The organism is Leifsonia poae (genome assembly GCF_027921845.1).
In the GTDB taxonomy this organism is placed as follows: domain Bacteria; phylum Actinomycetota; class Actinomycetes; order Actinomycetales; family Microbacteriaceae; genus Leifsonia; species Leifsonia poae.
The window spans coordinates 380,410-406,112 of record NZ_BSEN01000006.1 but is presented as its reverse complement, the minus strand read 5'-3'; the positions used below and the strand labels follow the sequence as shown (position 1 = coordinate 406,112).

25 protein-coding genes, 1 tRNA gene and 1 pseudogene are annotated in these 25,703 nt (G+C 67.8%); 8 read left to right on the top strand and 19 right to left on the bottom strand.

What is annotated here, in order from left to right:
- The first annotated feature begins 117 nt into the window (after positions 1 to 117).
- Positions 118 to 1,140: a LacI family DNA-binding transcriptional regulator gene (locus PKE84_RS08900; RefSeq protein WP_271176871.1), complete on the top strand. Its 1,023-nt coding sequence runs from the start codon at positions 118 to 120 to the stop codon at positions 1,138 to 1,140.
- Between the two features lie 49 nt (positions 1,141 to 1,189).
- On the opposite strand, the gene PKE84_RS08895 is transcribed toward PKE84_RS08900, so the two are convergent.
- From PKE84_RS08895 to PKE84_RS08855, 9 genes are all read right to left on the bottom strand, one after another.
- A complete protein-coding gene (locus PKE84_RS08895; protein WP_271176870.1) occupies positions 1,190 to 1,798 on the bottom strand; it encodes an alkylhydroperoxidase domain protein in 609 nt (202 codons plus the stop codon).
- Positions 1,795 to 2,382, bottom strand: coding sequence for a CMD domain protein (locus tag PKE84_RS08890; RefSeq protein WP_271176869.1), 588 nt, complete (start codon positions 2,380 to 2,382; stop codon positions 1,795 to 1,797). The genes PKE84_RS08895 and PKE84_RS08890 overlap by 4 nt, the downstream gene beginning before the upstream one ends.
- Positions 2,383 to 2,426: 44 nt before the next feature.
- Positions 2,427 to 3,467, bottom strand: coding sequence for a putative FMN-dependent luciferase-like monooxygenase (locus tag PKE84_RS08885; protein ID WP_271176868.1), 1,041 nt, complete (start codon positions 3,465 to 3,467; stop codon positions 2,427 to 2,429).
- On the bottom strand, positions 3,464 to 4,189 hold the full coding sequence (locus tag PKE84_RS08880; RefSeq protein WP_271176867.1) for an ABC transporter ATP-binding protein: 726 nt from the start codon (positions 4,187 to 4,189) through the stop codon (positions 3,464 to 3,466). The genes PKE84_RS08885 and PKE84_RS08880 overlap by 4 nt, the downstream gene beginning before the upstream one ends.
- Positions 4,186 to 5,043 (bottom strand): ABC transporter ATP-binding protein, encoded by an 858-nt coding sequence (locus PKE84_RS08875; RefSeq protein ID WP_271176866.1) that lies wholly within the window; start codon positions 5,041 to 5,043, stop codon positions 4,186 to 4,188. The genes PKE84_RS08880 and PKE84_RS08875 overlap by 4 nt, the downstream gene beginning before the upstream one ends.
- Positions 5,040 to 6,842, bottom strand: a complete 1,803-nt coding sequence (locus PKE84_RS08870) for an ABC transporter permease (RefSeq protein ID WP_271176865.1) — start codon at positions 6,840 to 6,842, stop codon at positions 5,040 to 5,042. The genes PKE84_RS08875 and PKE84_RS08870 overlap by 4 nt, the downstream gene beginning before the upstream one ends.
- Before the next feature lie 24 nt (positions 6,843 to 6,866).
- Positions 6,867 to 8,027, bottom strand: coding sequence for an ABC transporter substrate-binding protein (locus tag PKE84_RS08865; protein WP_271176864.1), 1,161 nt, complete (start codon positions 8,025 to 8,027; stop codon positions 6,867 to 6,869).
- A 212-nt stretch (positions 8,028 to 8,239) separates the two neighbouring features.
- Positions 8,240 to 8,329 (bottom strand) — tRNA-Ser (locus PKE84_RS08860).
- A 76-nt stretch (positions 8,330 to 8,405) separates the two neighbouring features.
- Complete coding sequence (locus PKE84_RS08855; RefSeq protein ID WP_271176863.1) at positions 8,406 to 9,173, bottom strand: DUF2510 domain-containing protein; 768 nt, start codon at positions 9,171 to 9,173, stop codon at positions 8,406 to 8,408.
- Positions 9,174 to 9,374: 201 nt separating this feature from the next.
- Here PKE84_RS08855 and PKE84_RS08850 point away from each other — a divergent pair, with 201 nt between their 5' ends.
- Positions 9,375 to 9,806, top strand: a complete 432-nt coding sequence (locus PKE84_RS08850) for a VOC family protein (RefSeq protein ID WP_271176862.1) — start codon at positions 9,375 to 9,377, stop codon at positions 9,804 to 9,806.
- 11 nt (positions 9,807 to 9,817) lie between these two features.
- Here the strand turns inward: PKE84_RS08850 and PKE84_RS08845 are convergent, their stop codons facing one another.
- Positions 9,818 to 10,351, bottom strand: coding sequence for a GNAT family N-acetyltransferase (locus tag PKE84_RS08845; protein ID WP_271176861.1), 534 nt, complete (start codon positions 10,349 to 10,351; stop codon positions 9,818 to 9,820).
- Positions 10,352 to 10,529: 178 nt separating this feature from the next.
- Between PKE84_RS08845 and PKE84_RS08840 the strand changes: the two genes are divergently transcribed.
- Together PKE84_RS08840 and PKE84_RS08835 are read left to right on the top strand one after the other, a co-directional pair.
- Entirely contained in the window at positions 10,530 to 11,978 is a 1,449-nt protein-coding gene (locus PKE84_RS08840; protein ID WP_271176860.1) for a right-handed parallel beta-helix repeat-containing protein, read from the top strand.
- A 25-nt stretch (positions 11,979 to 12,003) separates the two neighbouring features.
- On the top strand, positions 12,004 to 12,204 hold the full coding sequence (locus PKE84_RS08835) for a hypothetical protein (protein ID WP_271176859.1): 201 nt from the start codon (positions 12,004 to 12,006) through the stop codon (positions 12,202 to 12,204).
- A 30-nt stretch (positions 12,205 to 12,234) separates the two neighbouring features.
- Here the strand turns inward: PKE84_RS08835 and PKE84_RS08830 are convergent, their stop codons facing one another.
- The 4 genes from PKE84_RS08830 to PKE84_RS08815 form a co-directional block, all read right to left on the bottom strand.
- Positions 12,235 to 13,470: an MFS transporter gene (locus PKE84_RS08830; RefSeq protein WP_271176858.1), complete on the bottom strand. Its 1,236-nt coding sequence runs from the start codon at positions 13,468 to 13,470 to the stop codon at positions 12,235 to 12,237.
- Positions 13,471 to 13,884: 414 nt separating this feature from the next.
- Positions 13,885 to 14,295, bottom strand: a complete 411-nt coding sequence (locus PKE84_RS08825; protein ID WP_271176857.1) for a VOC family protein — start codon at positions 14,293 to 14,295, stop codon at positions 13,885 to 13,887.
- Between the two features lie 63 nt (positions 14,296 to 14,358).
- Positions 14,359 to 14,787 carry a helix-turn-helix domain-containing protein gene (locus tag PKE84_RS08820; protein WP_271176856.1) on the bottom strand — a complete coding sequence of 143 codons (429 nt, stop codon included), beginning with the start codon at positions 14,785 to 14,787 and terminating at the stop codon, positions 14,359 to 14,361.
- A 32-nt stretch (positions 14,788 to 14,819) separates the two neighbouring features.
- A complete protein-coding gene (locus tag PKE84_RS08815) occupies positions 14,820 to 15,779 on the bottom strand; it encodes an ArsR/SmtB family transcription factor (protein ID WP_271176855.1) in 960 nt (319 codons plus the stop codon).
- Here PKE84_RS08815 and PKE84_RS08810 point away from each other — a divergent pair.
- A pseudogene (locus PKE84_RS08810) lies at positions 15,739 to 16,959 on the top strand (MFS transporter); the annotation flags it as partial. The gene PKE84_RS08815 and the pseudogene PKE84_RS08810 overlap by 41 nt on opposite strands.
- A 128-nt stretch (positions 16,960 to 17,087) precedes the next feature.
- Here the strand turns inward: PKE84_RS08810 and PKE84_RS19555 are convergent.
- Positions 17,088 to 17,708 (bottom strand): class I SAM-dependent methyltransferase, encoded by a 621-nt coding sequence (locus PKE84_RS19555; RefSeq protein WP_373877129.1) that lies wholly within the window; start codon positions 17,706 to 17,708, stop codon positions 17,088 to 17,090.
- A gap of 120 nt (positions 17,709 to 17,828) precedes the next feature.
- Here PKE84_RS19555 and PKE84_RS08800 point away from each other — a divergent pair, with 120 nt between their 5' ends.
- On the top strand, positions 17,829 to 18,140 hold the full coding sequence (locus PKE84_RS08800; protein WP_271176853.1) for a DUF5652 family protein: 312 nt from the start codon (positions 17,829 to 17,831) through the stop codon (positions 18,138 to 18,140).
- 312 nt (positions 18,141 to 18,452) lie between these two features.
- On the opposite strand, the gene PKE84_RS08795 is transcribed toward PKE84_RS08800, so the two are convergent.
- The 4 genes from PKE84_RS08795 to PKE84_RS08780 form a co-directional block, all read right to left on the bottom strand.
- Positions 18,453 to 19,508 (bottom strand): AI-2E family transporter, encoded by a 1,056-nt coding sequence (locus PKE84_RS08795; RefSeq protein ID WP_271176852.1) that lies wholly within the window; start codon positions 19,506 to 19,508, stop codon positions 18,453 to 18,455.
- Positions 19,509 to 19,524: 16 nt separating this feature from the next.
- Complete coding sequence (locus PKE84_RS08790; RefSeq protein ID WP_271176851.1) at positions 19,525 to 21,396, bottom strand: alkyl/aryl-sulfatase; 1,872 nt, start codon at positions 21,394 to 21,396, stop codon at positions 19,525 to 19,527.
- Positions 21,397 to 21,496: 100 nt separating this feature from the next.
- On the bottom strand, positions 21,497 to 22,291 hold the full coding sequence (locus PKE84_RS08785; RefSeq protein ID WP_271176850.1) for a CPBP family intramembrane glutamic endopeptidase: 795 nt from the start codon (positions 22,289 to 22,291) through the stop codon (positions 21,497 to 21,499).
- A gap of 61 nt (positions 22,292 to 22,352) precedes the next feature.
- The gene (locus PKE84_RS08780; RefSeq protein ID WP_271176849.1) at positions 22,353 to 23,747 is read right to left on the bottom strand and encodes an MFS transporter; all 1,395 of its coding nucleotides are present in this window, start codon (positions 23,745 to 23,747) and stop codon (positions 22,353 to 22,355) included.
- 233 nt (positions 23,748 to 23,980) lie between these two features.
- On the opposite strand from PKE84_RS08780, the gene PKE84_RS08775 reads away from it, so the two are divergent.
- Both PKE84_RS08775 and PKE84_RS08770 read left to right on the top strand, forming a co-directional pair.
- Positions 23,981 to 24,508, top strand: a complete 528-nt coding sequence (locus tag PKE84_RS08775; protein ID WP_271176848.1) for a DUF1269 domain-containing protein — start codon at positions 23,981 to 23,983, stop codon at positions 24,506 to 24,508.
- Positions 24,509 to 24,535: 27 nt separating this feature from the next.
- Positions 24,536 to 25,642: a peptidoglycan-binding domain-containing protein gene (locus PKE84_RS08770; RefSeq protein WP_271176847.1), complete on the top strand. Its 1,107-nt coding sequence runs from the start codon at positions 24,536 to 24,538 to the stop codon at positions 25,640 to 25,642.
- The last annotated feature ends 61 nt before the right edge of the window (positions 25,643 to 25,703 follow it).

The window sequence follows — 25,703 nt, the reverse complement described above, 5'->3', positions numbered from 1 at the left end:
GATTACAGGTGCGGCGATCTAGTGATGCGAGATTAGGTGACACGTGTTACTGACACGCGACACTAAGATAGACACGTCAAGTGTCACGTGTCAACACGTATGTGACAGACTGGCTCAATGACCGTAGGGCTGCAGACGACGAGGCGTCCGACAAGCGCCGACGTGGCGCGGGAAGCGGGCGTCTCGCGCTCCACGGTGAGCCAGATCCTCAACGGAGACGACGAACGCTTTCCGCTCGCGACCCGCGAACGCGTCCGCTCGGCAGCCGAAGCTCTGAACTACCGGCCATCACGAGCCGGCCGAGCGCTCGTCACAGGGCTCAGCGACATCGTGGTCGTCGTGGTGCCCAACGCCACGTTCGGCCCACATCTTCAGGACTCGGTCGATCGCATCACCAACGCAACTGCGGCGTCTGGCATGAGCGTTGTAGTCCGCTTCGGCCGCCCAGACGACGAGTCCACGCTGATCTCGGTTCTCGACCTGCGCCCGGCTGCCGTCGTGGACATGGGCGTGTTCACCAATGCGCAACGGGAACGGATCGAGGCGGCCGGCACTCGCGTGGTGCCGCGACGACGCCTCGACACACCGACGGGTGACGTCGACCCTGTCGACATCCTGATCGGTCGTCTCCAGGTCGACGAGCTTCTCCGAGGCGGTGAGCGACAAATCGTATACGCGTCACTCGACGATGGCCGCCTCGACCCGTTCGGCCCACCGCGCTTGGAAGGCATTCGCCGCTCGACAGCCGCGCATGGCTTGGTCGAGCCGATCACCATACGGGTACCGCTGTCTGAGAGCGGAGCGGTCGAAGCCCTCCTGCCGCTGTTGCAGCTGTCCGATGGCCCACCACTCGGCATCTGCTGCTACAACGACGACGTCGCAATCGCCGTCATCGCCGCAGCGCGCCGACTTCGTCTCGACGTGCCGAACCGGATCTCGCTGATCGGAGTTGACCGAACCGACATCGGGCAACTTATTTCCCCCCGCTTGACGACCGTGGCGGTCGATCAGCCCGCGTTGATGGACTCCCTCAGCCGCGAGCTGGTGCGCAATCACAGTCGGGGCGACGAGGATGCCCCGGGTGATGCCGTCCTCGATGCGAGTCACCTAGTGCGTGTGGTGGCGGGCGAGACCTCCTGACCTGGAGCGCGGCAGCCGATTGAGCCGAGTTGACCATTCGTTCCGACACTCAGCCGGCCGTGGCGGGAGTCGGTTCCCCGAGCGACAGCATGAGCCGGTTCGCCCAGTTGAAGAACGCCGCCCCGTTGATCGCATCGATGATCGCCAGATCGTCGAGACCTGCCTCCCGAAGCTGCCGCACGTTGTCCGCGTCGAACGCGTTGGGGATCACGGTGAGGGCGACCGACGCGTCGATGACGGCGCGCCACTGCGGATCGTCCTGCTGCCCGAGGGGTCCCTCGTCGAGCAGGCGCTGCACGTCGTCCGGCCGCTTGGACTTGTGCGTGGCGAACCGGGAGTGGACCGACGCGCAGAAGATGCAGCCGTTGGTGCGGGAGGCACTGGCGGCCGAGAGCTCGCGCAGCGCGCGGGTCAGGCCGCCCTTCTCGTTGTAGAAGATGTCGTTGTCGGTGCGGGTGCGAGCGCCCAGGATGTCGGGGTCGCGCACGAGCAGACGGAAGTACGGGCTGTTCGCCCGCCCCTTGTCGACGAGTCCCTCGTAGTGGCGCTCGGTCAGCTCGTCGAGGGGCAGCGGCTCCAGCCACGCCTCCCAGCCGAGCTCGGCCTGGGTGAAGGCGTTGGGCGCCTCGATTTCGTGCCGGATGACGGTGCCGCTCATGCGAGCTCTCCTTTCAGGACGGTGAGCCCCGCGACCACGCGGAGCTGGAAACTGAGGAACGCGACCAGCTGGGACAGAGTGACGATGCCGGTCGTGGACCAGCCGGCGTCGAGCAGCACCTGCAGGGCGTCGGCCGACGAATCCCGCGGCCGGTAGACGAGCAGGTGCGTGTGGGCGAGTGCGGCGACGAGGCGCTCACCCGCCGCCCCGGTCAGTGCCGCGTCGGGCGCCCACACGAGACCGGCGACGTTCTCGACGGTCAGGGGTCCGGTGGGGTAGTCGCCGTACGGCCCCTCGGTGAGCGCCCCGGGCAGCGCGGCCTCGAGGACGGCGAGGAGGCCGGCGTCCTCCGCCGCGAGCAGGTCGCGGTAGTGGGAGGCGGTCGGCGACTGCGAGAGGGCGACCGTCCAGTAGGCGACGGCGAGCCGCTCGCGCTGACTGACGTCCTCGCGCTCGTCGGAGTGGAAGAGGGCGTCGTAGCTGGCCTGCGCGTTGGCGCGCGCGTTCGGCCGCTGGTCGCGGAGGGCGTCGAGGGCGTCGCCAGGGGCGATGCCGACGAGCTGATCGATGACGTCGGTGGGCATGGGCGGTCCTTTCGGTGATTCTCGGGTGTCAGTGGTTTCGACTGTCAGTGGTGCGCGGCCGCGGTCACGGCCGGCGTCCAGTCGAGGAGCTCGGGACCGACCTCGGCGGCGATGAGCTCGATGGAGCGCAGCACCGCGTCGTGCGGCGGGTCGATGGGGTGCTGCTGGAAGGCGACGTCGGTCGCCCGCGCCAGGATGCCGTCTGTCCGAAGCGTCGCCAACACCTGCTCCGGCGTCCCGATGTGGATGTCGAGCCAGGCCAGCAGCTCGGCGTCGGAGACCCCGCGCGGAACCTCCAGCCGCTGAGCGTCGATGAAGCTGCGCCCGCGGTCGATGCCGCGTCGAATCCACCGGTCCGCCTCCGCCTCGGTATCGACGACGAGCGCCGAGCGAGACGCCAGGATGCGCGGCTCGACGCCGTCGGGGAGCGCCGCCAGGTAGGCGTCGACGACGGCCTCCTGCAACTCGGGCGAGGTCGGGTCGGTCCAGTTCTTCCGCGGCTGGGTGCGGGAGAGCATCAGGCCGTTGCCCCGGCGTCCGATGCGTTCGGCCCCCGCCGCGGAGAAGGTCGCTTCCCACACCGCCCCGAGCAGATCGGGTGCGGCGGGGTACAGCGTGCCGCCATCCGACGTCAGCTCGTCACCACGCAGGGCGGCCACCAGCGTCTCGCGATGACGGTCGTAGATCGCCGCGCGGTCGCCCGACTCGTGTCCGAACGGCGGGAACGACGACGGGGTTCCTCCCGACCCGATCCCGAGCTCGACCCGGCCGTTCGAGAGCAGCTGCAGCACGGCTGCGTCCTCCGCGACGCGCAGCGGCTCCTCCAGGGGCAGCGTCACGATGCCGGTGCCGAGGTGGATGCGGGAGGTGCGCGCCGCCGCCTGCGCGAGCAGCACGAACGGTGATGGAAGACCGCCCTCGTCCTCGTGGAAGTGGTGCTGGGCGACCCAGACGCTGTCGAGCCCGACCTCCTCGGCGCGAACGAACTGGTCGAGCGCGTTGCGGTAGCGATCGAGGGCGCTCCCGTCGTCGAGGAGCCGGGTGAAGAACCCGAGCCGCTGGGGTCGCTGCACTGTGTCGGTCACTGTCCCGCCTTTCCGAGATACGCCTCTTGGATCTGAGGGTCGTCGAGCAACTCCTGCGCGGTGCCCTCGAGCACGATCGCTCCCGTCGCGAGCACGTAGCCGCGGGAGGCGATGGAGAGCGCCAGCTCCGCCTGCTGCTCGACGAACAGCACGGCTACGCCCAACTCCTGATTGATACGGACGATCTCGTCCAGCACCTGGTCGACGAGCTTCGGCGACAGCCCCATCGTCGGCTCGTCCATGCACACCAGGCGCGGTCGGCTCATCAGCGCGCGGGCGAACGCGAGCATCTGCTGCTCCCCGCCCGACAGCGTCCCGGCATGCTGGCGGCGACGCTCGGCGAGACGGGGGAAGTGGGTGCGCATCCGGTCGAGGTCCTCGGCGACGCCTGCCTTGTCGCGCCGCGTGTACGCGCCGGCGATCAGGTTCTCGTCGACGGTCATCTCGGGGAAGACGCGCCGGGCCTCCGGTACCGAGGCGATGCCGGCAGCGACCCGGCGGCGCGTGGGCGCATGGGTGACATCCTCGCCGGCGAACCGGACGGTACCGGTCTTCGGCCGGACCAGGCCGAGGATGGTCTTCATCGTCGTCGACTTGCCGCTGGCATTGCCGCCGAGGAGCGAGACGATCTCCCCCTCCCCCACAGTCAGCGAGTTGCCCCGCAGCGCGTGGAAGGGGCCGTAGTACACGTTCACGTCGTCCAGCGCGAGCAGCTCGGTCATTTGAGGTCCACCCCTCCCAGTCCGCGGCGGCGGCCGAGGTACGCCTCGACGACGGCGGCGTTCGTCCGGACCTCGTCAGGGCGCCCCTCGGCGATGATGCGGCCGCCGTCCATCACGATCACGCGGTCGGAGACGGCCATGACGAGGTCGAGCTTGTGCTCCACCAGCAGGATGGTCTGGCCGGCCGCCTTGAGCTCCAGCAACTGCTCGAGCACCTCCGCTGTCTCCGACTGGTTCATCCCGGCCGTCGGCTCGTCGAGCACGAGCAGCTTGGGTGCGAGAGCCAGGGCGCGGGCGATCTCGGTGCGCCGCCGGTTGGCGTAGCTGAGCGAGTACGCCGGGTCGTCGCGCCGTGGCCCGAGCCGCGCCTCGAACCGGTCGATCTCGGACTCGACGACCGCCGCGATCTCTGCCTGCTCCCGGCGGGAGGCGGGCGTGCCGACGATCGCGATGTACAGCTCGGCGAGCAAGGGGATCCAGCGCAGCAGGAACACATTCGACAAGCGGCGGAACGGGCGGTTCGCCGTCAGTGTCGAGTGGAGTCCGACCTCAATGTTGTCCGCCACGGACAGCGTCGCGAAGACGCGTCCGTTCTGGAAGGTGCGGGCGATGCCGTGCTCGGCGATCCGCGCGCTGTCCGCGCGCTCGATCCGCTCGCCCTCCAGAGCGATCGTCCCGCTGTTCGGCCGGAAGGTGCCGGTCACGAGGTTGAGCGTCGTTGTCTTGCCGGAGCCGTTGGGTCCGATGATGGAGACGACCTCTCCGTGTGCAACGGAGAAGGAGATGCCGTCGACGGCCTTGACGCCGTCGAAGTGCCGTTCGAGGTCGCGCACGTCCAGTAGTGGTTCGCTCATGCGTTCTTCACCAGGATCCCTCCCGGCCGGAACCGCACCGCGAGGATGAGGACCAGCCCGTAGACGATGATGCGCAGCTCGGGTGTGAACCGCAGCAGCTCCATCGCCCCGATCAGCACGATCGCGCCGATCACCGCCCCGTACGGCAAGTTGATCCCGCCCAGGATCACGATCGTCACCACGAGGAGCGACATCAGCATGGTGAAGATCGTCGGGTCGATGTAGGTGTACTGGTGTGCGAGCAGGGAGCCGCCCACGCCGGCGAAGAAGCCAGAGACGGCGAACGAGAGCGCCTTGTAGTTGCGGCCGCGGACTCCGGAGGCGAGGGCTGCGACCTCGTCCGAGCCGACGGACGAGATCACCTTGCCGAGGTGGGACCCGCGGATCCGCCACATCACCAGCAGGGTCAGCACGAGCACGCCGAAGTCGATCAGATAGTACGCCTGCGGGGTGTTCAGCGGCGTCCCGAACCACTCGGGGACGGGGATGTTGTAGAGGCCCTGCGGCAGCACCAGCTGGATCACCGCGACGATGGCGATACCGAGGCCGAGTGTCGCGATCGAGATGTAGTGGCCCTTCACCCCCCAGATCGGCGAGGCGAGGATCGATGCGACGACGGCGGCGACGATTCCGGCGACGGGCAGCGCCACCCAGAACGGGAAGTGCAAATACAGCGAGAGCAGCGCCGAGGTGTACGCGCCGATGGCGATCGGGCCCGCCTGCCCGAGCGCGAGCACGCCCGCCTGCCCGGCCGTCACGGTGAAGCCGGCGGCGATAATCGCATAGACCAGGACCTGGGTGCCGGTGGTCAGCACGTAGTCGTTCGCGACCAGCGGGATGACGACGCCGCCGACGAGGAACGCCACGAGCCACACCCACCGCGGGATGCGGATCGGCCGCCCCTTGCCGAGGAAGGTGCCCGTCAACGGCTCGCTCGAGACCAGCGGCACCTTGCCGAGCAGACCGCCCGGGCGCACGATGAGCACCACGATCAGGATGACGAACACGATGATCTGGCGCGCGGTGTCGCCGAAGAAGTGGATGCCGAACGCCTCCAGGACGCCAAGCACGAAGCCGCCGATCACCGCCCCGACGAGCGACCCGAGCCCACCGAGGGTGGCCGCGACGAAGGCGGTGAGCCCGACGTCGAGCCCCGAGTTCGGGTTCGCGATTCCGACGTAGAGGGCGATGAAGACGCCGGCGAGACCGCCGAGCGCTGACGCGATCACGAACGACACGTGCTGCACCTGGCCGACGGGGATTCCCATCTGCAAGGCCGCCTCCTGGTCCTGCGCGGTGGCCCGGATGGCGCGGCCGACCTTCCCGTACTTGAGGAACAGGGTCATCACGCCCATGATGACCGCGGTGGTCCCCAGCATGACGACGTCGGAGGTACCGAACCGCATGTTGCCGATCTGCAGGTTGGATGTCGGCAGTACGTCGGGGAAGACGCGGAACTGCGCACTGAACGCCATCTGGGAGGCGTTGTCCAGGATCAGTGAGATGGCGTACGTGGAGAGCATGGCCGCCAACGGCAGGTACTTCGCGAGCGGGCGCACGACGGTCACATTGATGAGCAGGCCGATCGCGCCGCAGACGACGAGCACGGCGATCAGTGCGAGCCAGAAGGGGAGCCCGAGCTTCACGATGAAGAACCAGGACAGCATTGCGCCGAGCCCGAAGAACGAGAACTGGGCGAAGTTGACGACGTTCATGACGCCGAAGACGAGTGAGATGCCGACCGCTCCGAGGGCGTAGACGTTCCCTCGGAGCAGGCCGGCGATCAGAGTGTCGAGCATGGTGTGTTCGGTGGCGTCAACGGGTCAACCGTTGTACGCGACCCAACTTCCGTCCTTCAGGATGCTCGGGGTCAGCTGCGGCGACGCGACGCGACGGGTCGACTGGTCGAAAGTGATCTTCCCGTAGACGACGCTCGGGACATCCTTGACCTTCTTGAAGCCCGCGAGGATGCCCTCCCGGCTGGTGCCACCGATCTTCGCCGCCTCGACAGCCACGTGGAGGGCGTCGTAGGCGCCCGCCTCGAAGCCGGTGACCTCGGTTTCCTGCGGGTACTTCTTCTTGAACGCCTTCACGAAGTCCTGGACCTCCTTCGCCGGGTTGGAGGCGAGGAACTCCGCGCCGTTGATGGCACCCTCGGCGTCCTTGGTTCCGTCGAACGACTCCTCGTCCTGGCCGCCGTAGAACGCCCCGTCGTAGCCGATCGCGCGCAGCTGCGTCACGATCTTCGCCGCGTCCGGGCCGTAGCCGATGTGCACGAACGCCTCAGGCTTGTCGGCCACGGCCTTCGTCAGCGACGGGCGGTAGTCGTCGGAGGTGTCGAGCACGCCTTCGGCGTCGGTGATCTTCAGACCGACCTTCTTCGCCTCAGCCTTGAACGCGTTGTATGCGGGGATGCCCCAGTCGGCAGTGTTCAGGTAGCTGACACCGACCGAGTCGATCCCCTGCTTCTTGATGTAGTCGGCCGTCCACGTGTAGGTGGCGCTCGTCGTGATGGATGTCGACCACTGGTACTGCGTGCCCTTTGCCGTGAAGTCGGGGTTGGAGTTGTTGAAGCCGTACTGCAGCAGCTTGCCCGCGGTGTAGATCGGCGACGCGGGGATGGATGCGGCCGAGGAGTAGTCGCCGAAAACGAGGCTGATGCTGTCGTCGCCGACGAACTTCTGCGCCACGGCCACGGACTGCTTCGGGTCGGACTGCGAGTCCTCGTACTTGAGCGCGACCGGGTGGCCGTCGATGCCGCCGTCGGCGTTGACCTCCTCGACTGCCAGGTCGAAGGCCTCTTTGAACTGCTCGCCGTACTGCGCGTACTGTCCCGTCGTCGCGGCGGAGACGCCGAAGTAGACCGGGCTCGTACCGGACGAGTTGTCAGACGATGCGCCGGCGCCGCTGGCGCAAGCGGCGAGGCCGACGATCGCGAGAGTCGCGACAGAAGCTGCGGCCGTGCTGCGGATAAGTCTCTTCATGATCGTTTCCTTCGGGCTGCGTGGTGGGGGTTCGATGCAACGCCGAAGCTAGAGGCTGTTTCTCGCGACAGCACCCCTCACAGTCACAGTCGGTAGTGATGCGTAATCAGCTGTCACGAAGATTGCGATTCGATATCGCAGAGGGCTAGGCGCGCTCTGTTCGTTTCCCAGGAACGACGAAACCCCCTCGCCGGAGGGGGTTTCATGAAGTGCGGAGACGGTGGGATTTGAACCCACGGTGCCCTTGACGGGCACTCCACCTTAGCAGGGTGGTGCACTAGGCCGAACTATGCGACGTCTCCTGAGCGTCCGGACCGCAGACGCACGACAGCCATCATAACGGACATCGCGCGGCGGTTCGGACAGCCGGTTCGCAGGTTAGACGCCGTAGCCACCGTAGGTGTGCATGAGGCCCATCAGCGACGAGAACAGTGTCGCCACCCAGATGATGGCGATGATGATCGACACGACGTACAGCCCGATGGCGACCCAGATCGGTGCGAGTCCACGACCCGGGGCGACCTTGCGGACGACGATCGAGCGGCCGATCACATAGACGAGGAAGCCGGGGTTCACGAAGACGAAGAACGCCCAGGCCCAGTGGAACGGGCGCTCGACGCCCTTGCGCTGCAGGTCCCGGTAATCGAGCCAGGCGAAGACCACGACGAGCGCGTCGACGATGAAGCCGCCGAAGATCAGGATGAAGTAGGCCGGGTTGAGCAGGAAGCTCGGGTCGGTGTAGGCGCGAACGCTGCCGTCGGCGGTGCGGGTGAGCGCGATGCCCGAGAGCGGGTTCCAGAACGGGAGCACCAGCACGAGCACGAACGGCAGAGCGACGACGAGCCAGATGTACGCGTTGTAGATGGCGGCGCCCGGCGCGAGCTTGGCGCGCTCGGGGACGACCGCGCGCGGATACGGGGTCGCATAAGTGGACGGCGCGGCATAGGCCGGCTGCTGCGCAGCGGCGGGCTGCGTGTATACGGGCTGCGTCGGGGCCACCGGCTGCGTCGGCTGCACGGGCTGTGCCGCCTGCGGGTCGGGAGCGTAGTGCTCCGTCCACTGGGCGCCATCCCACCAGCGCAGTTGCGGGCCTCCGTTGGGGTCGGCGTACCAGCCGGCCGGGACCTGTCCGTTCGTGTTGCTCATCGCACGACTCCAGTTCTGCCGCCTGCGGCGACGCATACCGTTCGATGGTATCGCCGCCGACCTATGGATCATCCGAGCGCTGCCCCATTTCGTTGAGGGCGGCAAAGCCTCCGTTGAGGGGTGGCAAACGCAGGTAAACACGCCGATGAAGCCCGCGTTTGCCGCCCCTCAACGAAGCCGGCGGACGATAGCCTCTTCCCTATGACCGCGCGCATCGCCAACGTCACCTTCCATGCCGAAGACCCGGCGGCCCTCGCCCGATTCTGGTGCGCCGCCATGGGCTATCCCGAGTGGACCTCCTGGGAACCGGACGAAGTCGCCGCGCTGAAAGAGGCGGGGATGGACGACGACCAGCTCGCCGAGCGTGCAGAGGCGTGGGACCAGAACCCCGCCCACCAGCGCTTCTACTTCACCCGGTACCACCACGAGCGCCGGCAGCGGAACCGCATGCACATCGACATCACACCGTTCGAGGACCGCCGCGCGTCACGCGAGGAACTGGAGGCCGAGCGGGACCGCCTCGTCGCACTGGGAGCATCCGTCGAGAAGACGCTCGACGGTTCGTGGGGACCGTTCGAGGAGTTCGCGATCATGATGCGGGACCCTGAGGGCAACGAGTTCTGCCTGCAGTGACCGGCCCGACCTCACGGAGCCGACGACCCTGAGCCTCGAGCGGCCTCCCACTCGCGGCGCAGGATGGCGTAGCCGAGCGAATCGGTGAAGTCACCGCCCGCGACCGGCCAGGCTTCGCGATAACGCGCCTCCTGCACGTACCCGCAGGCAGTGAACACACGTTGCATGCCGAGATTGTCCGCGCGCGTCGTTCCCTCGATCCGGCGGACGGCGGGGTCGGACTCGAAGACGCGGCTGGTGGCGAGGCCGAGAGCACGACGGCCGATGCCGCGTCCGCGATGGATGGTCGCCAGGCGGAGGTCGAGCATCGGCGATCCGTCATCGAGCTCGTCGACCGAGACGATGCCGGCGTGCGCGTCATGTGGCACGGCGATCCACCATGCCGCCGCTCCGGGCGGGCTGTAGAGACCGGCATCCAGTCGCCCGGCTGCGGCCGCAGCGCTGAGGGTCGCTGCCGAGTGGAACGGCCACGCGTTCGCACTGAGGAAGTCGATGACACGGTCACGGTCGCGCGGCAGGACCAGCTCTCGCAGTTCGATTTCCATCTCGCAACCCTAGCCGCGTCCGAGCGCGGGCCAACCGCTCAGTCGGAGTGCGCGTTCCTGCGAGCGCAGCGCATCCGGTGGTAGCTTCACGATTGTTACGAAGAGCCCAGCCGGCTGCCCCTTGCGGTAGGTCCGGCGCGTTTCGCCAGAGACTCTCCTCGAGGCGGGGTATTCGTAGATGGGATTCACGATGCTGTCGTTCTTCCGTCCTGCACTACTGCCCTCCCTCGCCGTCATCGCGTTGGCCGGTCTCGGCGTCGCCCTCGCGGCGCCTGCTTCGACCGGCAACGCGTCGAAGACGATCATCGTCGCGGTCGACGGTGACGACCACGCCTCGGGCAGCGTCTCCGCCCCACTCCGCACCGTGCAGGAGGCCGTCAAGCGCCTCAGCGGGAGCAAAAGCGGCGGCACCGTCGACATCCGCGGTGGACGCTACTACCAGAAGATCGATCTCACCGGCGTGACCAGGATCACCGTCGAGGCATATCGGCACGAGCACGTGATCCTCGACGGCTCCCGGTTCACGCCCGCCGACGGCCGGTCCGCGATGGTGAACATCAGCAACAGCTCGCACGTGACGCTCACGGGCGTGGAGATCACCGACTATCGGTCGAGCGCGCTCGATGCGATGCCGATCGGCATCTATGTGCACGGAGCAGACGATCACGTACTCATCAGCGGCAACCACGTGCACGACCTCGGCAACGACAACCAGACTCTCGGCAGCTTCGATATCAACGCGCACGGCATCGCGGTCTACGGTGACAACGCCGCCCACTCCATCACCGCCCTGACGATCACCAAGAACACGGTCGACCACCTCAGCCTGGGTGCGAGCGAGAGCGTGGTGGTGAACGGGAACGTCGACGGATGGGCCATCACGAACAACGACATCCACGACAACAACAACATCGGCATCGACGCGATCGGCTATGAGTCGACCCTGACCGGCAAGGATCGGTACACCGACCTCAATCGCGCCAGGAACGGTGTCATCTCGGGCAACCGGGTGAGCTACATCCGGTCGCAGGGCAACCCCGCGTATTACGAGGATGGCGTCTGGTGCAATTGCGCCGACGGGATCTACATCGACGGCGGCACGCACATCGATGTGACGAACAACGTGGTGACAGGCAACGACATCGGGATCGAAGTCGCCGCCGAGAACCCGCGCGGTTCGGCGGACTTCGTCGACGTGCGATCGAACACGATCGACAACAGCCTCTATGTCGGCATCGCCACCGGCGGGTACTGCGACGGCGCGAGCGACTGCGGCGGCGTGAAGACCGGCCAATCGCACGACAACAGATTCACCGGCAATACCTTGCGCAACAACAACAAGCTGAACGACGGGTCGCCGGAGATACTCATCCAGTTCTACGCCTACGACAACGTGATCCAGAACAACACGATCACGGCGACCAACGACGCCGGCGCGCTGCTCGGCACGGTCGATCGGGCCGGCGCCGACAAGGTCAGCGGCCACAACGTCAGCGATCGCAATCGGTTCGCAGTGAGCGGGACGACGAACGTCTCATTCGGATGGCTGGGAAAGACGTACTCCAGCCTGAACGCCTACCAGAAGGCGACGGGACAGGATCTGCACAGCACGCTGAGGGTGGGATGACCGCAACCGCTATAGGGTGAGCTTCATGAAGCGCAGCTGGCCGTTTCTCGTCGTGGGCGTGATCCTGGCCGCCATCGGGTTGGTGTGGACCTTGCAGGGACTCAACGTGCTGCGCGGCTCCGCGATGAGCGGCTCCTCCTTGTGGGGAACCATCGGTCCGATCCTGCTCGTCGTCGGTGTGGTGCTGATCGTCGTCGGGATCGTCCGCCGCCGCCGGGCGCGCTGACGAGAGGCCTTTCGGCAGCCGTCGCTACGGCTACCGCACCCGCTCGGCGCCCACCCGCTTGTGGAGCACCACGAGTCCGGCCGAAGCGATCAGCGCCAGCACGGCGGGGATGACGAACACGAGCGGCAGTCCGATCGTCGCCGCGCCGATGCCACCGGCCAGCCCGCCGAGCGCCGAGCTCAGGGCAGGCGCCGTGATGAAGATCGCCGATGCCGTCGCGATCGCGGTCGGAAGCAACCGCTGGGCCACGATGATCCCGAGCCCGGCGAAGACGCCCCAGACCCCACCCATCAGGATCTGACCGGCGAAGAGCCCGACCGCGGTCCCCGTCGTGGCGAAGAGCACGTTCGCCACCACACCGAACAGCGCGCCGACGACCATGAGCGGGATCATGCCCGTCCGTCGCGCGACGACCACCGCCAGCGGCATGAGCGCCAGCTCCACCAGCGGCTGGATGCCGATGATCGCACCGCTGAGGGCAGGCGGGAGGTGCAGCTGCTCGTTCATGTAGATCGGAAGGTAGGCGTACTTGATCGGCTCGCCCGCGTAGACGAGCACATACAGGCCGGTGAACGCGAGAAGGGGCAGCATCGACCGCACCGGCACGTGCGCCCGCGCAACAACCGCGCCAGAGGGGTGCGTCTCGGTGACGGGCAACACGTCGGCCCGTTCGCGCAGCGTCCCGATGGGAATGATCTGCGCGAACGTGCAGACCGCGGTTGCGATCAGCGTCACCCGCAGGCTGGTCTGGGCTGCGAGATACGTGCCGGCGACCGGGCCGATCACCCAGCCGAACGTCAGCGCCATCCGCACGATCGACACGACGCCGTCACCGACGGGTGTCGGCGTCGCCGCGAGCTCGTCGTGGATCGCAGCGAACAGCTGTGAGGCGGCGGCGCCCGCGAAACCCAGGATGACCGCGCTGACGACGAACGGCATCCAGAGCTGACCGGCGAAGGCGATCGCGAGCCAGCCGACGCCGCCGGCAACGGCGCACAGCCGGAAGAGCCCGAGCCGGCGCCCCGTGCGATCCGAGCGGCGGCCGATCAGATAGCCGGCGATCGGCGCGGTGAGGTTCGTGAGGTAGTACAGGCCCGCGACCGCGAGCGAGCTGCCGAGGTCGTTCACCAGGAACTGCGCGATCTGCGGTGCGGCGGCCGACGTGCCGAGCCCCGACAGGAAGAGCGCGACCGTCGCGCCCCGATAGAGCGGGTTCTGGAGCACGACGCGCACGGCAGACGGGGAGCGGGTGAGCTGGTCGGTCATGTGAAGTCGCGTCCCCATCGAGCGAAAGCAGAAAACCGTTAAGCGAACGGTTTCTGCGATGCTACGTGGTCGAATGGATGCACGCAAGAAGCCTCTCCACCGGCATCTGCCGAATGCCGGAACCACGGCGCGCGGTGCACGCGCGATGCCATAGTGGAACCCGACCGGCCAGAAGGGGGATCGTGTTGACACCCTCATTTCGACGCGATCAACGAGGAGCGCGGCCTGTTCGGCGGGCAGGGGTCACCTTCGAGGATTGGTCACGCACGAACGACGAGGCTCGCCGGCGCGCACGGCGCGCACTCGAAGGGTCCCGGTCTGTGGTGATCGACGCCACAAGCTCGCCCCGGTAACGTGCCGGCGGACATCGTGATGAACCGACTCCAGACCAATCGTGAGCCGGGATCGAGCCTCCTAACCCTGCTGCAGAATCCGGATGGCGTTGCCGAAGGGGTCGCGAACGCCCATGTCCGTTCCGTAGAAGTGCTCGGTGGGCTCTTGCGTGAAATCGGTGACGCCGCGTTCGCGAAGGGTGTCGTAGAGGGCGTGCGCGTCGTCGGTGATGAAGACGAGCCCGCCGCCCAGCGCGCCCTTGGTGATCAGCTCGCGGATCTGGTCGGCTGTCTGCTGGTCATGCAGCGGCGGACCGGGCTGTTCGAGCGAGATCTCGGTTCCGCCCTCGCCGGGCACGCGGACCGTCAGCCAGCGGTAGTCGCCCTGCTGCACGTCGTTGCCCTTCTCGAGCCCCAGCTTGCCGACGTAGAAATCCAGCGCCTCGTCCTTGTCCAGCACGAAGATGGTCGTGACATTCAGTGCAGTGATCATCGTGTTCTCCCGTTCCGTTCGCGTCAGTTGCCTCGATCCTAGGGAGCCGCTCCCTGGCGCGGCTTATCCGAATGTGCTCTGTGCTGCAGGGCGATGCACCGCGCCGAGAGGCCTCATCGCCGCGAGCTGTACGCAGTGCGGCGCGACGATCGGGCCGTGCCCCTCCCGATAGGCGGTCGGCGTCTGCCCGACGATCTCGCGGAAGGTCCGGCTGAACGTGCCGAGACTGCTGAAGCCGACATCGAAGCAGATCTCCGTCACCGTGCGTCGGGTCTCGCGCAGCAGGAACATCGAGCGCTCGACGCGGCGCCGCTGCAGGTAGTGGTGGGGCGACTCACCGAAGACCGCACGGAAGCAGCGGCTGAAGTGCGCGGGCGAGATGTGGGCGACCGCCGCCACGGCAGGCACATCGAGCGGATGGGCGTAGGCACGATCCATCGCGTCACGGGCACGCAGCAGTCGCCGGTTGAGTTCTTCCGCCTCGCGGCTCACCCTTCCAGGTTAAGCCGCCGTCGACGGCCGCGTCAGTCCTCGCGCTCCGCGAGCGCGTTCCCCAGGTCGCTGCGGAAGTAGAGCACGCTGCGCCCGTAGCGCGTCGACGTCACGAGGCGTGCATCCCGGAGCGCTCGCAGGTGCTGGTTCACGGCGGTGGTCGTGACGCCGAACCGTGCGGCCAGTTCGGTGGACGATGCGGGTTCGGCGACGGCGTGCAGCAGTGTCGTGCGGGTGCGCCCGATGAGCGCGACGAGGGCGCGGTCGTCGACGGGGGCGCCCTTCTCCCACATGATCCCCTGCCCCCTGGCCGCGTACAGGATCATCGGCGGCTCGCCGGCGGCGATCGGCGCAGACACCCGACGGGAGAACATCGTCGGCACCAGTGTCAGCCCATGTCCACCGATCAGCTCGTGGCGGTTGACCCTGGTGTGCAGCGTGACCGAGAGCACGCGGTTCTCGAAGTGCAGGTTCGGCGAGATGCCGTTCAGCATTCCGGCGACGCCGCCGCGGGCGACCTCGCGCCCGCGGTACACGATGTCTGCTTCGAGGATGCGGCGCATCCGCTCCCAGTGCGGCGCGAACGCGACGGTCCAGTAGTCCGCGAGCACGTCGACCATCCGGTTGATCGCGCGCGCAGGGGACCCGCGGAGCGGAGCGGGGAGCTCGCCGTGCACCTCGGTCAGCTGCTGCCGGAAGCGATCGGGGTCGAGCCTCCGCAGCGCGTCGAGTTCGTCGTCGATGCGGGTGAGCGGGCCCATCGGGCGCGGGTTGAGGAAGTCGGGCGTGGTGAGACCGTCGTTCACGAGGGCGTGCAGAACATCCTGATCGACGGTGCGCCGGGCGTCCTCGGTGAGCCGCACCCACGGCAACTGCAGCGGGTACAGGTCGGGCCGCTTGAGCGCGCGGATCGAGAGCCCCAGTTCGCTGAGGGGCGAGAGCGCGAGCCGGATGGCGCCGATGTCGTCCTCGTCGAGCTCGTACGTCAACATGAAGCAATACGCTACATCGATTCGCCGTGACGCGCGATGCTGCGATAACGGACAGGTGCTCACACAGACTCGCGCAACCCCGCCCCTCCTGACCGCCCTGGCCGATCCGGTGCTGCGTATCCTCGCGTCCGCTGCACTCGTCAACACGCTCGGGCGCGGCGTCTTCCTCACGCTGTCGATCCTCTATCTCACGTTGTTCGCCGGGCTGTCCGCGACGGCCGTCGCCATCGTGCTGACCATCGCCAGCGGGGTCGGCGTGCTCACGTCGATCATCGCCGGCCACCTCGCAGACCGGATGTCGCCCCGTCGCCTCCTCGTCACCCTGGTCGCCGTCGAGGGGTGCGCCCTCATCGCGTTCGCCTGGTCTTCGGAGGTCCTCGTCGTGACCGCACTCGCCTCTGTGACGATCGGCGCGAACCGCGCGTCGAACGCGGTCCGTTCCGCGATCATCGCCCGCGCCTTCGAGGGGCCGTCCCGCGCGGGGACCCGAGCGATCCTGCGGGCGGTCTCGAACGCCGGCATCGCTCTCGGCTCCGCGGCCGCCGGCATCCCGGTGCTCATCGGCACGACCGCCGGCTACCGGATCACCTTCGTGCTCGCGGGCTGCGCGACCCTGGCGGGCGCCGCGACGCTGCTCGCCCTCCCGCGTTCGGTCGACGTGTCGGCGCGCGGGGCCGATCCGTCGAACACCCCGACGGATGCGCGCACTTCCCTCCCGGTGGGCCGTTCACCGTTCCGAGACCCGCGCTACCTCTCCCTCACCCTGCTCGCCGGCATCTTCGCCATGCAGTTCGGCGTCGCCGAAGTCGGACTCCCGATCTGGGTCGTCGCACACACCCAGGCGCCCCACGTCATCGTCTCGATCGCCCTCATCGTGAACACGGCAGGAGTGATCCTGTTCCAGATCCCCCTGTCGAGAGGTTCCGAGAACATCCGGCGCGCCGGGAACATGACCGGCCTCGCCGGCATCCTGATGGCTGCGGCCTGCTTCGCGTACAGCGGAGCCTCCGGCGTGGTCGCGCCTGCAGCGGTGGCCGTGCTCCTCGTGGCGGTGCTCCTCCACACATTCGCCGAGATCCTGTCATCGGCCGGCACCTGGAGCCTCAGCTTCGAGCTCGCCGATCGCGCGCGCCCCGGGGCGTATCAGGGTGTCTTCGGGATGGGCTTCGCCCTCGGCAGCATGCTGGCGCCCCTGGTCGTCACCGTCACCGCCCTCGACCACGGGATGCTCGGCTGGGTCGCCCTCGCTTTCGTCTTCCTCGGCTCGGCTGGCGCCGTGCGTGCACTCACCGGCGGTCGGCGGACGCGTCAGTCCTCTCGCGTGGCGACGATGATCGCCTCCGGCCGCTTGCCCGGCTCCGGGGTGGAGGTGGGGTCCAAACGCGCGCGGACCTCCCGTACCATGAACCCCGCTGATTCGATCCGCTCCGAGAGCAACTCGACGGGCCAGTAGTAGGCCGTCGTCACGGCGTGGTCGAACGGTTGCAGCGCGGCGCCGGTGAAGAAGCCGACGAACAGAGACCCACCCGGAGCGATGACCCGGGCGAACTCCTCCAGCAGAGAGTGCAGGTCGGCCGGATCCGTGTGGATCAGCGAGTACCAGGCCAGCACTCCCCCAAGGCTTCCGTCGGCGACGGGCAGGCTCTCGGCCCGGCCTTCGTGGAAACGCGAGTCCGGGTAGTCCCGCCTAGCCGCCGAAAGGAACTCCGGCACGGGCTCCACGCCCTCGATGGCAACGCCATGCCGCCGCAGGTAGTCGGTCCATTGACCGGGCCCGGAGCCCACATCCAGCACGCGACCGCGAACACCCGTCGCCCACCGGAGAATGGCCTCCCGGTCGGCATCCGGCACATGCGCGATCCGCCCGACGGCCTCGATGTACTCCGCTGCCCGGGAGCCGTAGGCCGCTCTCACCGCGTCGAAAGTCACGGTCGGATGCTATCGAAGGGGCTCCCCCTCTTGCCCCGTACGCGCACACGGGCTTTGCTGGACGCAACGAGATTCCCCCTCGTCAGGCACGACGTGCCGGGTCGTCCGATTGGATCCACCATGATGCTGCACTCGAAGTCGACTGAACACATCCACCACCACGACCACCTGCCCAGCCCGGCCACACAGGCCGCGATCGCGGCAGCGGTCGTATGGACGCTCGCCTGGAAGGGCGCGTCGCTCTGGCGTGCGGCGAAGAACGACAGCAAGCCGTGGTTCGCGGTGCTGCTGGTCTCCAACACGCTCGGCGTGCTCGACGCGGTCTACCTGTTCGGCGTCGACCGGGCCCGGCGTCGGCGCGAGCGGGCCGCCGCGGTGCTGAGCGCCGCCGTCGGCCAGCCATCGCAGGCGGGTCACACCCTGGAGATGTGAACCACCGCGACCGAGCGGCCGCCCGTGACGGATCAGTGAGGCCAGAACCCGGCCCGCATCAGGTCGCACTGCGCCTCGTCGAAGAGGCGCTGGAAGTCCGCGGAAGGTGCCGCCTTCCCCGTCACGCTCCGCCGAGGATGAATGCCGGCGAGGCGCAACAGGTCTCGAACCGTGCGTCGCGGGCGCGGCGCAGCTGACTGCGGGATGGCGAAATCGGCCGACCCCCGCATGGAACGCTCGTTCTGACTCATGCCTCCACGTCGAACGAGTACGACCCGAATCGACAGTCAGCGCCCACAGAGCGCAGACCGGTCAGTCCGGGCTCTCTGGCTGAACGAGGTGCTCGTCGTCACCGGTGAGCCACCTCGCCAGGCGCGCATCCGGTGCGGCGCCGAGCAGGAGGAACCGCAGCAGCAGGCTGAGCGGAACCGCCAGGATCGCCCCGATCGGGCCGAGCAGCACCGTCCAGAGCACGACCGAGAAAAACGTCAGGGTGATGCTGAGCCGAACGGTCTTGCTCACGAACCGAGGCTGCACGAGCACTTGCAGCACGACGTTCACTGCGCAGTAGATCGCGACCACCAGCAGACCGAGCCCCCAGCCGCCGGTGACGATCGCGAGCACCACGGGCGGAATCAGGCCGATGACGAAGCCGATGTTCGGGATGTAGTTCGTCACGAAGGCGAGAACCGCCCAGGCGAACGGGGCCGGGATGCCGAGCGCCCACAGCGCGAGGCCGTCGATCACCGCGACGATCAGGCCGAAGATCGAGTTGACCAGGTAGTAGCGGCTCGTGCCGTCGGCGAAGTCCCGGAACGTGCGGATGCGCATGGCGTGGCCCGCCGCCACCTCCGCCGGGATGTCGCGGAACCGCGCCGCGTCCACCGCGAGGTAGATCACGTAGGCCAGCACGAAGAAGATCGCGGTGCCGAGGCCCAACAGGGACTTGCCCGCGTTCAGGAGCAGCGGCAGCAGGGCATCCGGCCGCAGTGCCGACCCGTCGAGGCCGAGACCACCGAAGAACACGGCCACCTGGTCCGAGCTCTGCTCCAGCTCGTCGCCGTAGTCGGTGAGCACGTGCCCGAACTGCACGAGCGCGAGCCCGACGATCACCGCCAGGCCGATCAGCACGGCGTAGGCGATCGCGATCACGACCGTGGTGCCGAGCCACCGGGGAAGGCCGCGCCGATCGAGCGGGCGCCGGGCCGGATGCGCGACGATCACCAGGATCGCGCCGAGCAGCAGGGGGGCCAGCAGCCCCCGGCCGGCGGAGATCGCCCAGGCGGCGACCCCCGCCGCCGCGAGCGTGAGCAGCACCCGCGTCGGCTGCGCGAGTGCTGCCGCACGCTGCGGCGGACGATCGGTCATCCGGAGATCATCCCGATCAGGGGACGACGATGTTGAACCCGGGGTCTCCCGGGTCGAGCACGCTCGTGAGCTGCGCGAGCACGCCGGCATCCCCGTCGACCGTGAGGCCGTCGGACGTCGTGTCACCGCCCGCGAGGGCGAGGAAGCGCGGTTTGGTCAGGGTCAGGTGCAGCTGCGCATCCCCCTTCGGTTCGCGCTCGACGTAGATGAACACGCCATTGCGCAGGGTCAGGTGGAAGCTGCGGCCGAGATCGCTGAGCGTCACGTCGAGCGACAGGTCGAGGTCCCACGCCTTCGGCCCGTCGACCGTGATGGCGATGGCATCGAAGATCTGCTCCGGCGACAGCTCGCCCATGATCGCCGGTGCGTTGGTGGAGATCGGCGTACCGAAGTTCCCCTCGCGCAGTTCCGTCGCTCCGGAGAGGAAGAAGTTGCGCCAGGTGCCGTTCTCCGACCCGTAGCCCAGCTGCTCGAGGGTGTCGGCGTACAGCGACTTCGCGGCCGCGTTCTCCGCATCCGCGAAGACCGCATGGTCGAGCAGGGTAGCCGCCCACCGGTAGTCGCCCTCGTCGTACGCCTGCTGCGCCAGTTCGACCACGCGGTCGACACCACCGATCGCGGCGACGTACCGTTCGGCGAGCGGCTTCGGCGGGTGCGGCCAGAGGCGCGCGGGGTTGCCGTCGAACCAGCCCATGTACCGCTGGTAGATCGCCTTGACGTTGTGCGAGACAGAGCCGTAGTAGCCGTGCGTGCTCCAGTTCGCCTCCAGCGCCGGCGGCAGCTCGATGACCTCGGCGATCTCCGCGCCGTTGAGACCCTGGTTGAGCATCCGGAGGGTCTGGTCATGCAGATAGCCGTAGAGGTCGCGCTGCACACCGAGGAAGCTCCTGACGTCGTCGTTCCCCCAGGTCGGCCAGTGGTGGGAGGCGAAGATCACGTCGGTGTCGGCGCCGTAGCGCTCGATCGCCTCGGTGAGGTACTGCGACCAGACGTGCGGGTCGCGCACGACCGCCCCCCGCAGCGTCAACAGGTTGTGCAGGTTGTGCGTGGCGTTCTCCGCCATGCACAATGCACGATAGCTCGGGATGTGGAAGTGCATCTCCGACGGCGCCTCGGTTCCCGGCGCCATCTGGAACTCGAACTCCACCCCGTCGAAGGTGTGGCTCTCTCCGGTGGTGGTGATCTCGAGCGTCGGGACCATGATCCCCGGCTGGCCGGTCGACGTCGTCTGGCCGAGGCCCGCGCCGACCTGGCCCTGCGGCCCGCGGGCGAGCGCCGCCCCGTACATGTAGCCCGAGCGACGGGACATCGCGGTTCCGGCGTAGACGTTCTCGGAAATCGCGTGCTCGAGGAAGCCCTCCGGCGCGACGATCTGCACCGTGCCCGCGTCGACCTCGTCCTGGCCGACGATGCCGAGCACACCGCCGAAGTGATCGATGTGACTGTGCGAGAAGATCACGGCGACGATCGGACGATCGCCCCGATGCGTGCGGTAGAGCGCGAGCGCTGCCGCGGCCGTCTCCTTCGAGATGAGCGGGTCGACCACGATCACCCCGGAGTCGCCTTCGATGAACGACATCACCGAGAGGTCAAGACCACGGGCCTGATAGATGCCCTCGACGACCTCGAAGAGGCCGTGCTTGGCGACCAGCTTCGACTGACGCCACAGGCTCGGGTTCACAGACGCCGGCGCATCCCCGTCGACGAAGTCGTACGTGGACGCATCCCAGACGACGTCGCCCGCCTCGTTGCGGATCGCCGGGTCGTCCAGGGTGCCGAGGAAGCCACGCTCCACCGCGTCGAAGTCGGCCGTGTCGGCGAACGGGAGAGTGCTCATCAGCGCCTCATTGGCCGCTGCGACGCTCGGAGTCGGATCGTTCTGCTTCATGCGATCTCCTTTCGGGAAGAGTCCCGTCTCACCTGACGATTCCGTAAAACAGCACCTCGCGTCTATAGGTCACGTCGCCCGGTCACGTCGCCCGGCGGGATTACAGCGTGCGCTCCTCGGCGACCGGCGTTGCTTCGACGGCAGGGGCATCCGCGGTCTTCTCGTCGGTGCCCTTGATCACCCAGAACACGACGATGAGTGCAAGCACACCGACCACAGGTGCCAGGAAGCTGGCGTACGGCACGCCGAGAGGGGCGTGACCGACCGAGAACACCGAGACGTCCCACAGTCCGTGCAGCAGCATCGCCCAGATCAGCGACCCGGTCACCCGGCGCACGATGTAGAACGCGGTTCCGGATGCGAACGCGAGGACCACCTGGGGCAGGGTGCTGCTCAGCGGCGACCCGAGGGCGGCGTTGACGAGGTGCATCAGGCCGAAGAGGACGCTCGAGAGAAACCACGCCCAGCCTTCGTGCAGCCGCGACCGGAACGCGGTGAGCACCAGACCGCGCGCCATGATCTCCTCGTTGAACCCGACCAGGATGCCGAGCGAGACGAGCGCGAAGATGAACGACGCATCGAACTCGGACCAATCGGTGCTGAAGATGTTCACCAATGCCAGCACGGCCATGACGATCGGCACGAAGATCGGCCATTTGTGGTGCGAGCGCTTCCGCTCGAAGAGCGCCGGCCGCCACCACCCCAGCGCCGAGGTCGTGATCACGAGCAGCACGGCCGCGACGGCGAGGTCGACCACCGCGCCCTTCCAGGTCTCCTCCGCCGTGGCGCCGATCCTGGTGTATGGGACTCCCATCAGTTTCGTGACCAGGAACACCACGAAGACGTAGCCGATCCAGATCACGAAACCCATCCAGAGACGAGGGTGGATGCGCATGCGTAGTGCCTTTCTAGGAGGAGACGGGGGTCAGCCGGAGAAATGCGTGTACGCCATGAACCTACCGGGGAGCCGGGACCTTGGTCCTCGGCAGGAGCAGTGCGGCGATGAGGCCGACGACCCCGAGGATCCCCAGGACCGCCATCGCGATACCGTATGCTGTGCCGCCCGCGTCGATGTTGGCGACGAGGATCGTCCCGGCGATCGCCGTGCCGAGGGTGGAGCCGAGGTTGGAGACGCTGCGCGAGAGGCCCGAGATCTCACCCTGCTCCTTCTCGGGGAAGGCCGACTGCACGACGTTGACCGACGGGGTGAGCATGAGGCCGAGCCCCGCGCCGATCAGGAAGAGTCCGGGAACGAAGGACCACGAGTTGGAGCCTCCCGCGACCAGCCAGATCAGCAGCGCGACCCCGGGAACGCAAAGGACGAACCCGGTGATGATCAGGCTGCGCTGGGAGAACCGCTTCGCCAGGCGTCCGGCCAACAGCGAGGTGAGCAGCAGCCCCACGGTCGCCGCGGTGAAGATCACACCGGTCTGGATCGCGTTGTGGCCGCGGACGACCTGCAGGTAGGCGGACACGGTGAAGGACGTGCCCATCAGCAGCACCCACTGCAGGTTCTGGGTCACGAGCGCGATGTTCGACATCCGGTTGTGGAAGAGCGACGTCGAGAGCAGCGCCTCCTTGCCGGTGCGCTCCCGCCGCCGAATCCACCAGAAGAAGAGCACGAGGATCACGACCCCGGCGATGACCAGTGTGACCATCAGCGGAACGCTGTTGTCGGCGGCGAGAATGCCGAGCACGAGCACGAAGAGCCCCAATGCCGAGAGCACGGCACCCACCGTGTCGAACGGGCGGTCGGGCTGCGGCGGGATCGGGTCGGTGAGGCGTCGGCTGAGCAGCAGGATGATCACGATGATGAGCGCCTGGAAGAGGAAGGCGGCACGCCAGCTGATGGCGGTGGTGATCAGGCCGCCGATGAGCGGACCAGCCGCAGCGCCGATGCCGCCGAGGCCGCTGATGATGCCGAACGCCCACGCTCGCGTCGCGATGTCCGACAGGTAGATCGTGGTGAGGATGTAGACCGGCGGAATCAGCAGGGCCGTGCCGACACCCTCCAACAGGCTGTTGCCGATGATGAGCGCCCACAGTCCGGGCGCCGCGGCGCTGACCAGCGCACCGACACCGTAGATGGCGAGGCCGAGCACGAAGCAGCGTTTGCGACCGAGCTTGTCGGTGAGCTTGCCGGCGGGGATCATGAGCGCCGCCATCGTCAGCAAGAAGAGGGTGATGCTGATCTGGATGCCCTGGACCGTCGTATCCAGATCGCGCGACATGTCGTTGATCATCACGTTCATGTTGGAGCCGGCGAAGCTGCAGATGAACTGCGCCAGAGCCAGCGGCGCGATGAGGCGACGGGCGGTCGCGCGGGACACCTCAGGCGTGGATGCGGTCACGGCCGACTCCCGTCCCGGAAGGCGGCCTTCCGATGGGACCACATGCTAGTCCGCACACGTCCGGGAGGATAGGCCGCCCGTGGCGGACCCCTCGTAAGACCCGCCGGATCATCCCGTCCGGGTGATGTCCGCCAGGAGGTGATGGCTCGAAGCTGTGCGTGGGTGCCGCATCCCCATGCGGCGAAGGATCGTGGTCGGCCGAGCGGTCGGCGGATGAGGACAGGAGCTGTGACATGGCTGATGAGCCCTACGTAGCGATTGCTGCGCAGTATGCGAGCGAAGACGACGCGGTGGCCGATTTCGACCGGATACATGCGCACTTCAAGGATGAGGGAAAGCACGCAGCCTTCGACGCCGCGGTGGTCGTCCGCGACAAGGAAGGGAAAGTCTCCATCCCGAAGCGCGACGACGGAGCCAAGCATCACGGCGGCAGGAAAGGCCTCGCCATCGGCCTTGCGGGCGGACTCGTGGTCGCGCTCTTCCCTGCGGTCGCCCTGGGCGGCGCCCTCCTGGTCGCGGGCGGCGCCGGCGCCGGCATCGGCGCGATCGCGGGCCACATCTCGAACAGGTCGTCCGCGGAAGATCTGAAGACGATCAGCGAGACCCTCGACGCCGGCAGCGCAGGAATCGTGATCGTCGCGGCCCCCGGCGAGGTCGACGAAGTCGAGAAGCTGCTGACGCACGCGACGAAGGTGACGAAGAAGGAGATCGCCGTCGACGACGAAAAGCTGGAGAACGAAGTCCAAGACGCCAGCGAGTAGCGCGCGAAACCGGGATAAGGGGTAGGGGTGCAGAGGCTCCGTGTAGCGGCGGCGGCGGCGGCCGCGGCTGTGTCCGCCGTCGTCGTGCTTGCGGGATGCTCGGATGCGAGCCCCGTCGACCGTGCGCAGGCGCAAGTGTCCGCCAAGGAGAAGGCCGTCAAGGATGCCACGACCGCGCAGGCGGCCGCATCCGACAAGTTCTGCACGTCGAGCAAGACCTACATCGTCGCGCTCGACCGGTACGGCGATGTGCTGAACGCCACCGCGCCCACGGTCGGCGACGTCACGGATGCCGGCGAGGATCTCGCTAAACCGCGTGCGGACGCGTTCGACAGCGCTGAAGCAGCGGTCACGGCGCAGCAGGAGCTCGAGACCGCCGAAAAGGAGCTCGCCGAGGCGCGCGCGGCCCTCGACCGGGCGAAGGCGGGACCGTCGAGCTCGGCCTCCCCCTCCCCCGCCACTCCCGCCCCGACATCCACCCCGCTGGTTCCCGCCGCCACGGTGGACCGCGTCAAGCAGGCCGACTCCGAGTTCGCCGCGGCGCAGGAGACGATCACCGACAAGACGGCGCTAGCGGACGCCTCCGAACAGTTCAACAGCGCAGCCGTCGCGCTCGAGTTCGCCTGGCTGCGACTGTTCGCCGAGGCGGGATGCCTGACCGATGAGCAGGCCCAGGCGAGCGTGAGTTCGTACGTGACCGCGCTCCAGCAGGATCTCGCGGCGGCGGGATACTACGGCGGCGCGGTGGACGGCGTCTATGGGCCGCAGACCGTCGCTGCGGTCGAAGACCTGCAGAAGGCGAGCGGCCTGCCCGTGACGGGAGCGGTCGACAAGGCCACGGCCGCAGCGCTCGAGGCGAAGCTCCAGGCGCTCGGTGGCGCGGCCGCTCAGCAGAGCGCCGCGACGACGGCAGCGGTGCAGCAGACACTGAAGCTCGTCGGGTTCTGGGACGGACCCGTCGACGGCGTGTGGACGCCCGCTTTGACCGACGCGGTGATGGCGTTCCAATCGAAGCTGGGCGTCGAACCGACGGGCAAGGTGGACGCCGCGACGGTCAACGCTTTCGAGAAGGCGTTGAGTGCGGCGAAGGCGCCGAAGCCCACCGCGAGCCCGTCGCCCACCCCGTCCCGTTGACGGTTACCGGGCTTGCGAACGATCCGGGGCCTCAGGTTCGGCGCCGATCTCATTCCAGCAG

Excerpts from the sequence above, each read along its gene's own strand:
- PKE84_RS08900 (WP_271176871.1), top strand. The coding sequence starts at position 118 with ATGACCGTAGGGCTGCAGACGACGAGGCGTCCGACAAGCGCCGACGTG.
- PKE84_RS08895 (WP_271176870.1), bottom strand. The coding sequence starts at position 1,798 with ATGAGCGGCACCGTCATCCGGCACGAAATCGAGGCGCCCAACGCCTTC.
- PKE84_RS08890 (WP_271176869.1), bottom strand. The coding sequence starts at position 2,382 with ATGCCCACCGACGTCATCGATCAGCTCGTCGGCATCGCCCCTGGCGAC.
- PKE84_RS08880 (WP_271176867.1), bottom strand. The coding sequence starts at position 4,189 with ATGACCGAGCTGCTCGCGCTGGACGACGTGAACGTGTACTACGGCCCC.
- PKE84_RS08875 (WP_271176866.1), bottom strand. The coding sequence starts at position 5,043 with ATGAGCGAACCACTACTGGACGTGCGCGACCTCGAACGGCACTTCGAC.
- PKE84_RS08870 (WP_271176865.1), bottom strand. The coding sequence starts at position 6,842 with ATGCTCGACACTCTGATCGCCGGCCTGCTCCGAGGGAACGTCTACGCC.
- PKE84_RS08865 (WP_271176864.1), bottom strand. The coding sequence starts at position 8,027 with ATGAAGAGACTTATCCGCAGCACGGCCGCAGCTTCTGTCGCGACTCTC.
- PKE84_RS08855 (WP_271176863.1), bottom strand. The coding sequence starts at position 9,173 with ATGAGCAACACGAACGGACAGGTCCCGGCCGGCTGGTACGCCGACCCC.
- PKE84_RS08850 (WP_271176862.1), top strand. The coding sequence starts at position 9,375 with ATGACCGCGCGCATCGCCAACGTCACCTTCCATGCCGAAGACCCGGCG.
- PKE84_RS08845 (WP_271176861.1), bottom strand. The coding sequence starts at position 10,351 with ATGGAAATCGAACTGCGAGAGCTGGTCCTGCCGCGCGACCGTGACCGT.
- PKE84_RS08840 (WP_271176860.1), top strand. The coding sequence starts at position 10,530 with ATGGGATTCACGATGCTGTCGTTCTTCCGTCCTGCACTACTGCCCTCC.
- PKE84_RS08835 (WP_271176859.1), top strand. The coding sequence starts at position 12,004 with ATGAAGCGCAGCTGGCCGTTTCTCGTCGTGGGCGTGATCCTGGCCGCC.
- PKE84_RS08830 (WP_271176858.1), bottom strand. The coding sequence starts at position 13,470 with ATGACCGACCAGCTCACCCGCTCCCCGTCTGCCGTGCGCGTCGTGCTC.
- PKE84_RS08825 (WP_271176857.1), bottom strand. The coding sequence starts at position 14,295 with ATGATCACTGCACTGAATGTCACGACCATCTTCGTGCTGGACAAGGAC.
- PKE84_RS08815 (WP_271176855.1), bottom strand. The coding sequence starts at position 15,779 with ATGTTGACGTACGAGCTCGACGAGGACGACATCGGCGCCATCCGGCTC.
- PKE84_RS08800 (WP_271176853.1), top strand. The coding sequence starts at position 17,829 with ATGATGCTGCACTCGAAGTCGACTGAACACATCCACCACCACGACCAC.
- PKE84_RS08795 (WP_271176852.1), bottom strand. The coding sequence starts at position 19,508 with ATGACCGATCGTCCGCCGCAGCGTGCGGCAGCACTCGCGCAGCCGACG.
- PKE84_RS08790 (WP_271176851.1), bottom strand. The coding sequence starts at position 21,396 with ATGAAGCAGAACGATCCGACTCCGAGCGTCGCAGCGGCCAATGAGGCG.
- PKE84_RS08785 (WP_271176850.1), bottom strand. The coding sequence starts at position 22,291 with ATGCGCATCCACCCTCGTCTCTGGATGGGTTTCGTGATCTGGATCGGC.
- PKE84_RS08775 (WP_271176848.1), top strand. The coding sequence starts at position 23,981 with ATGGCTGATGAGCCCTACGTAGCGATTGCTGCGCAGTATGCGAGCGAA.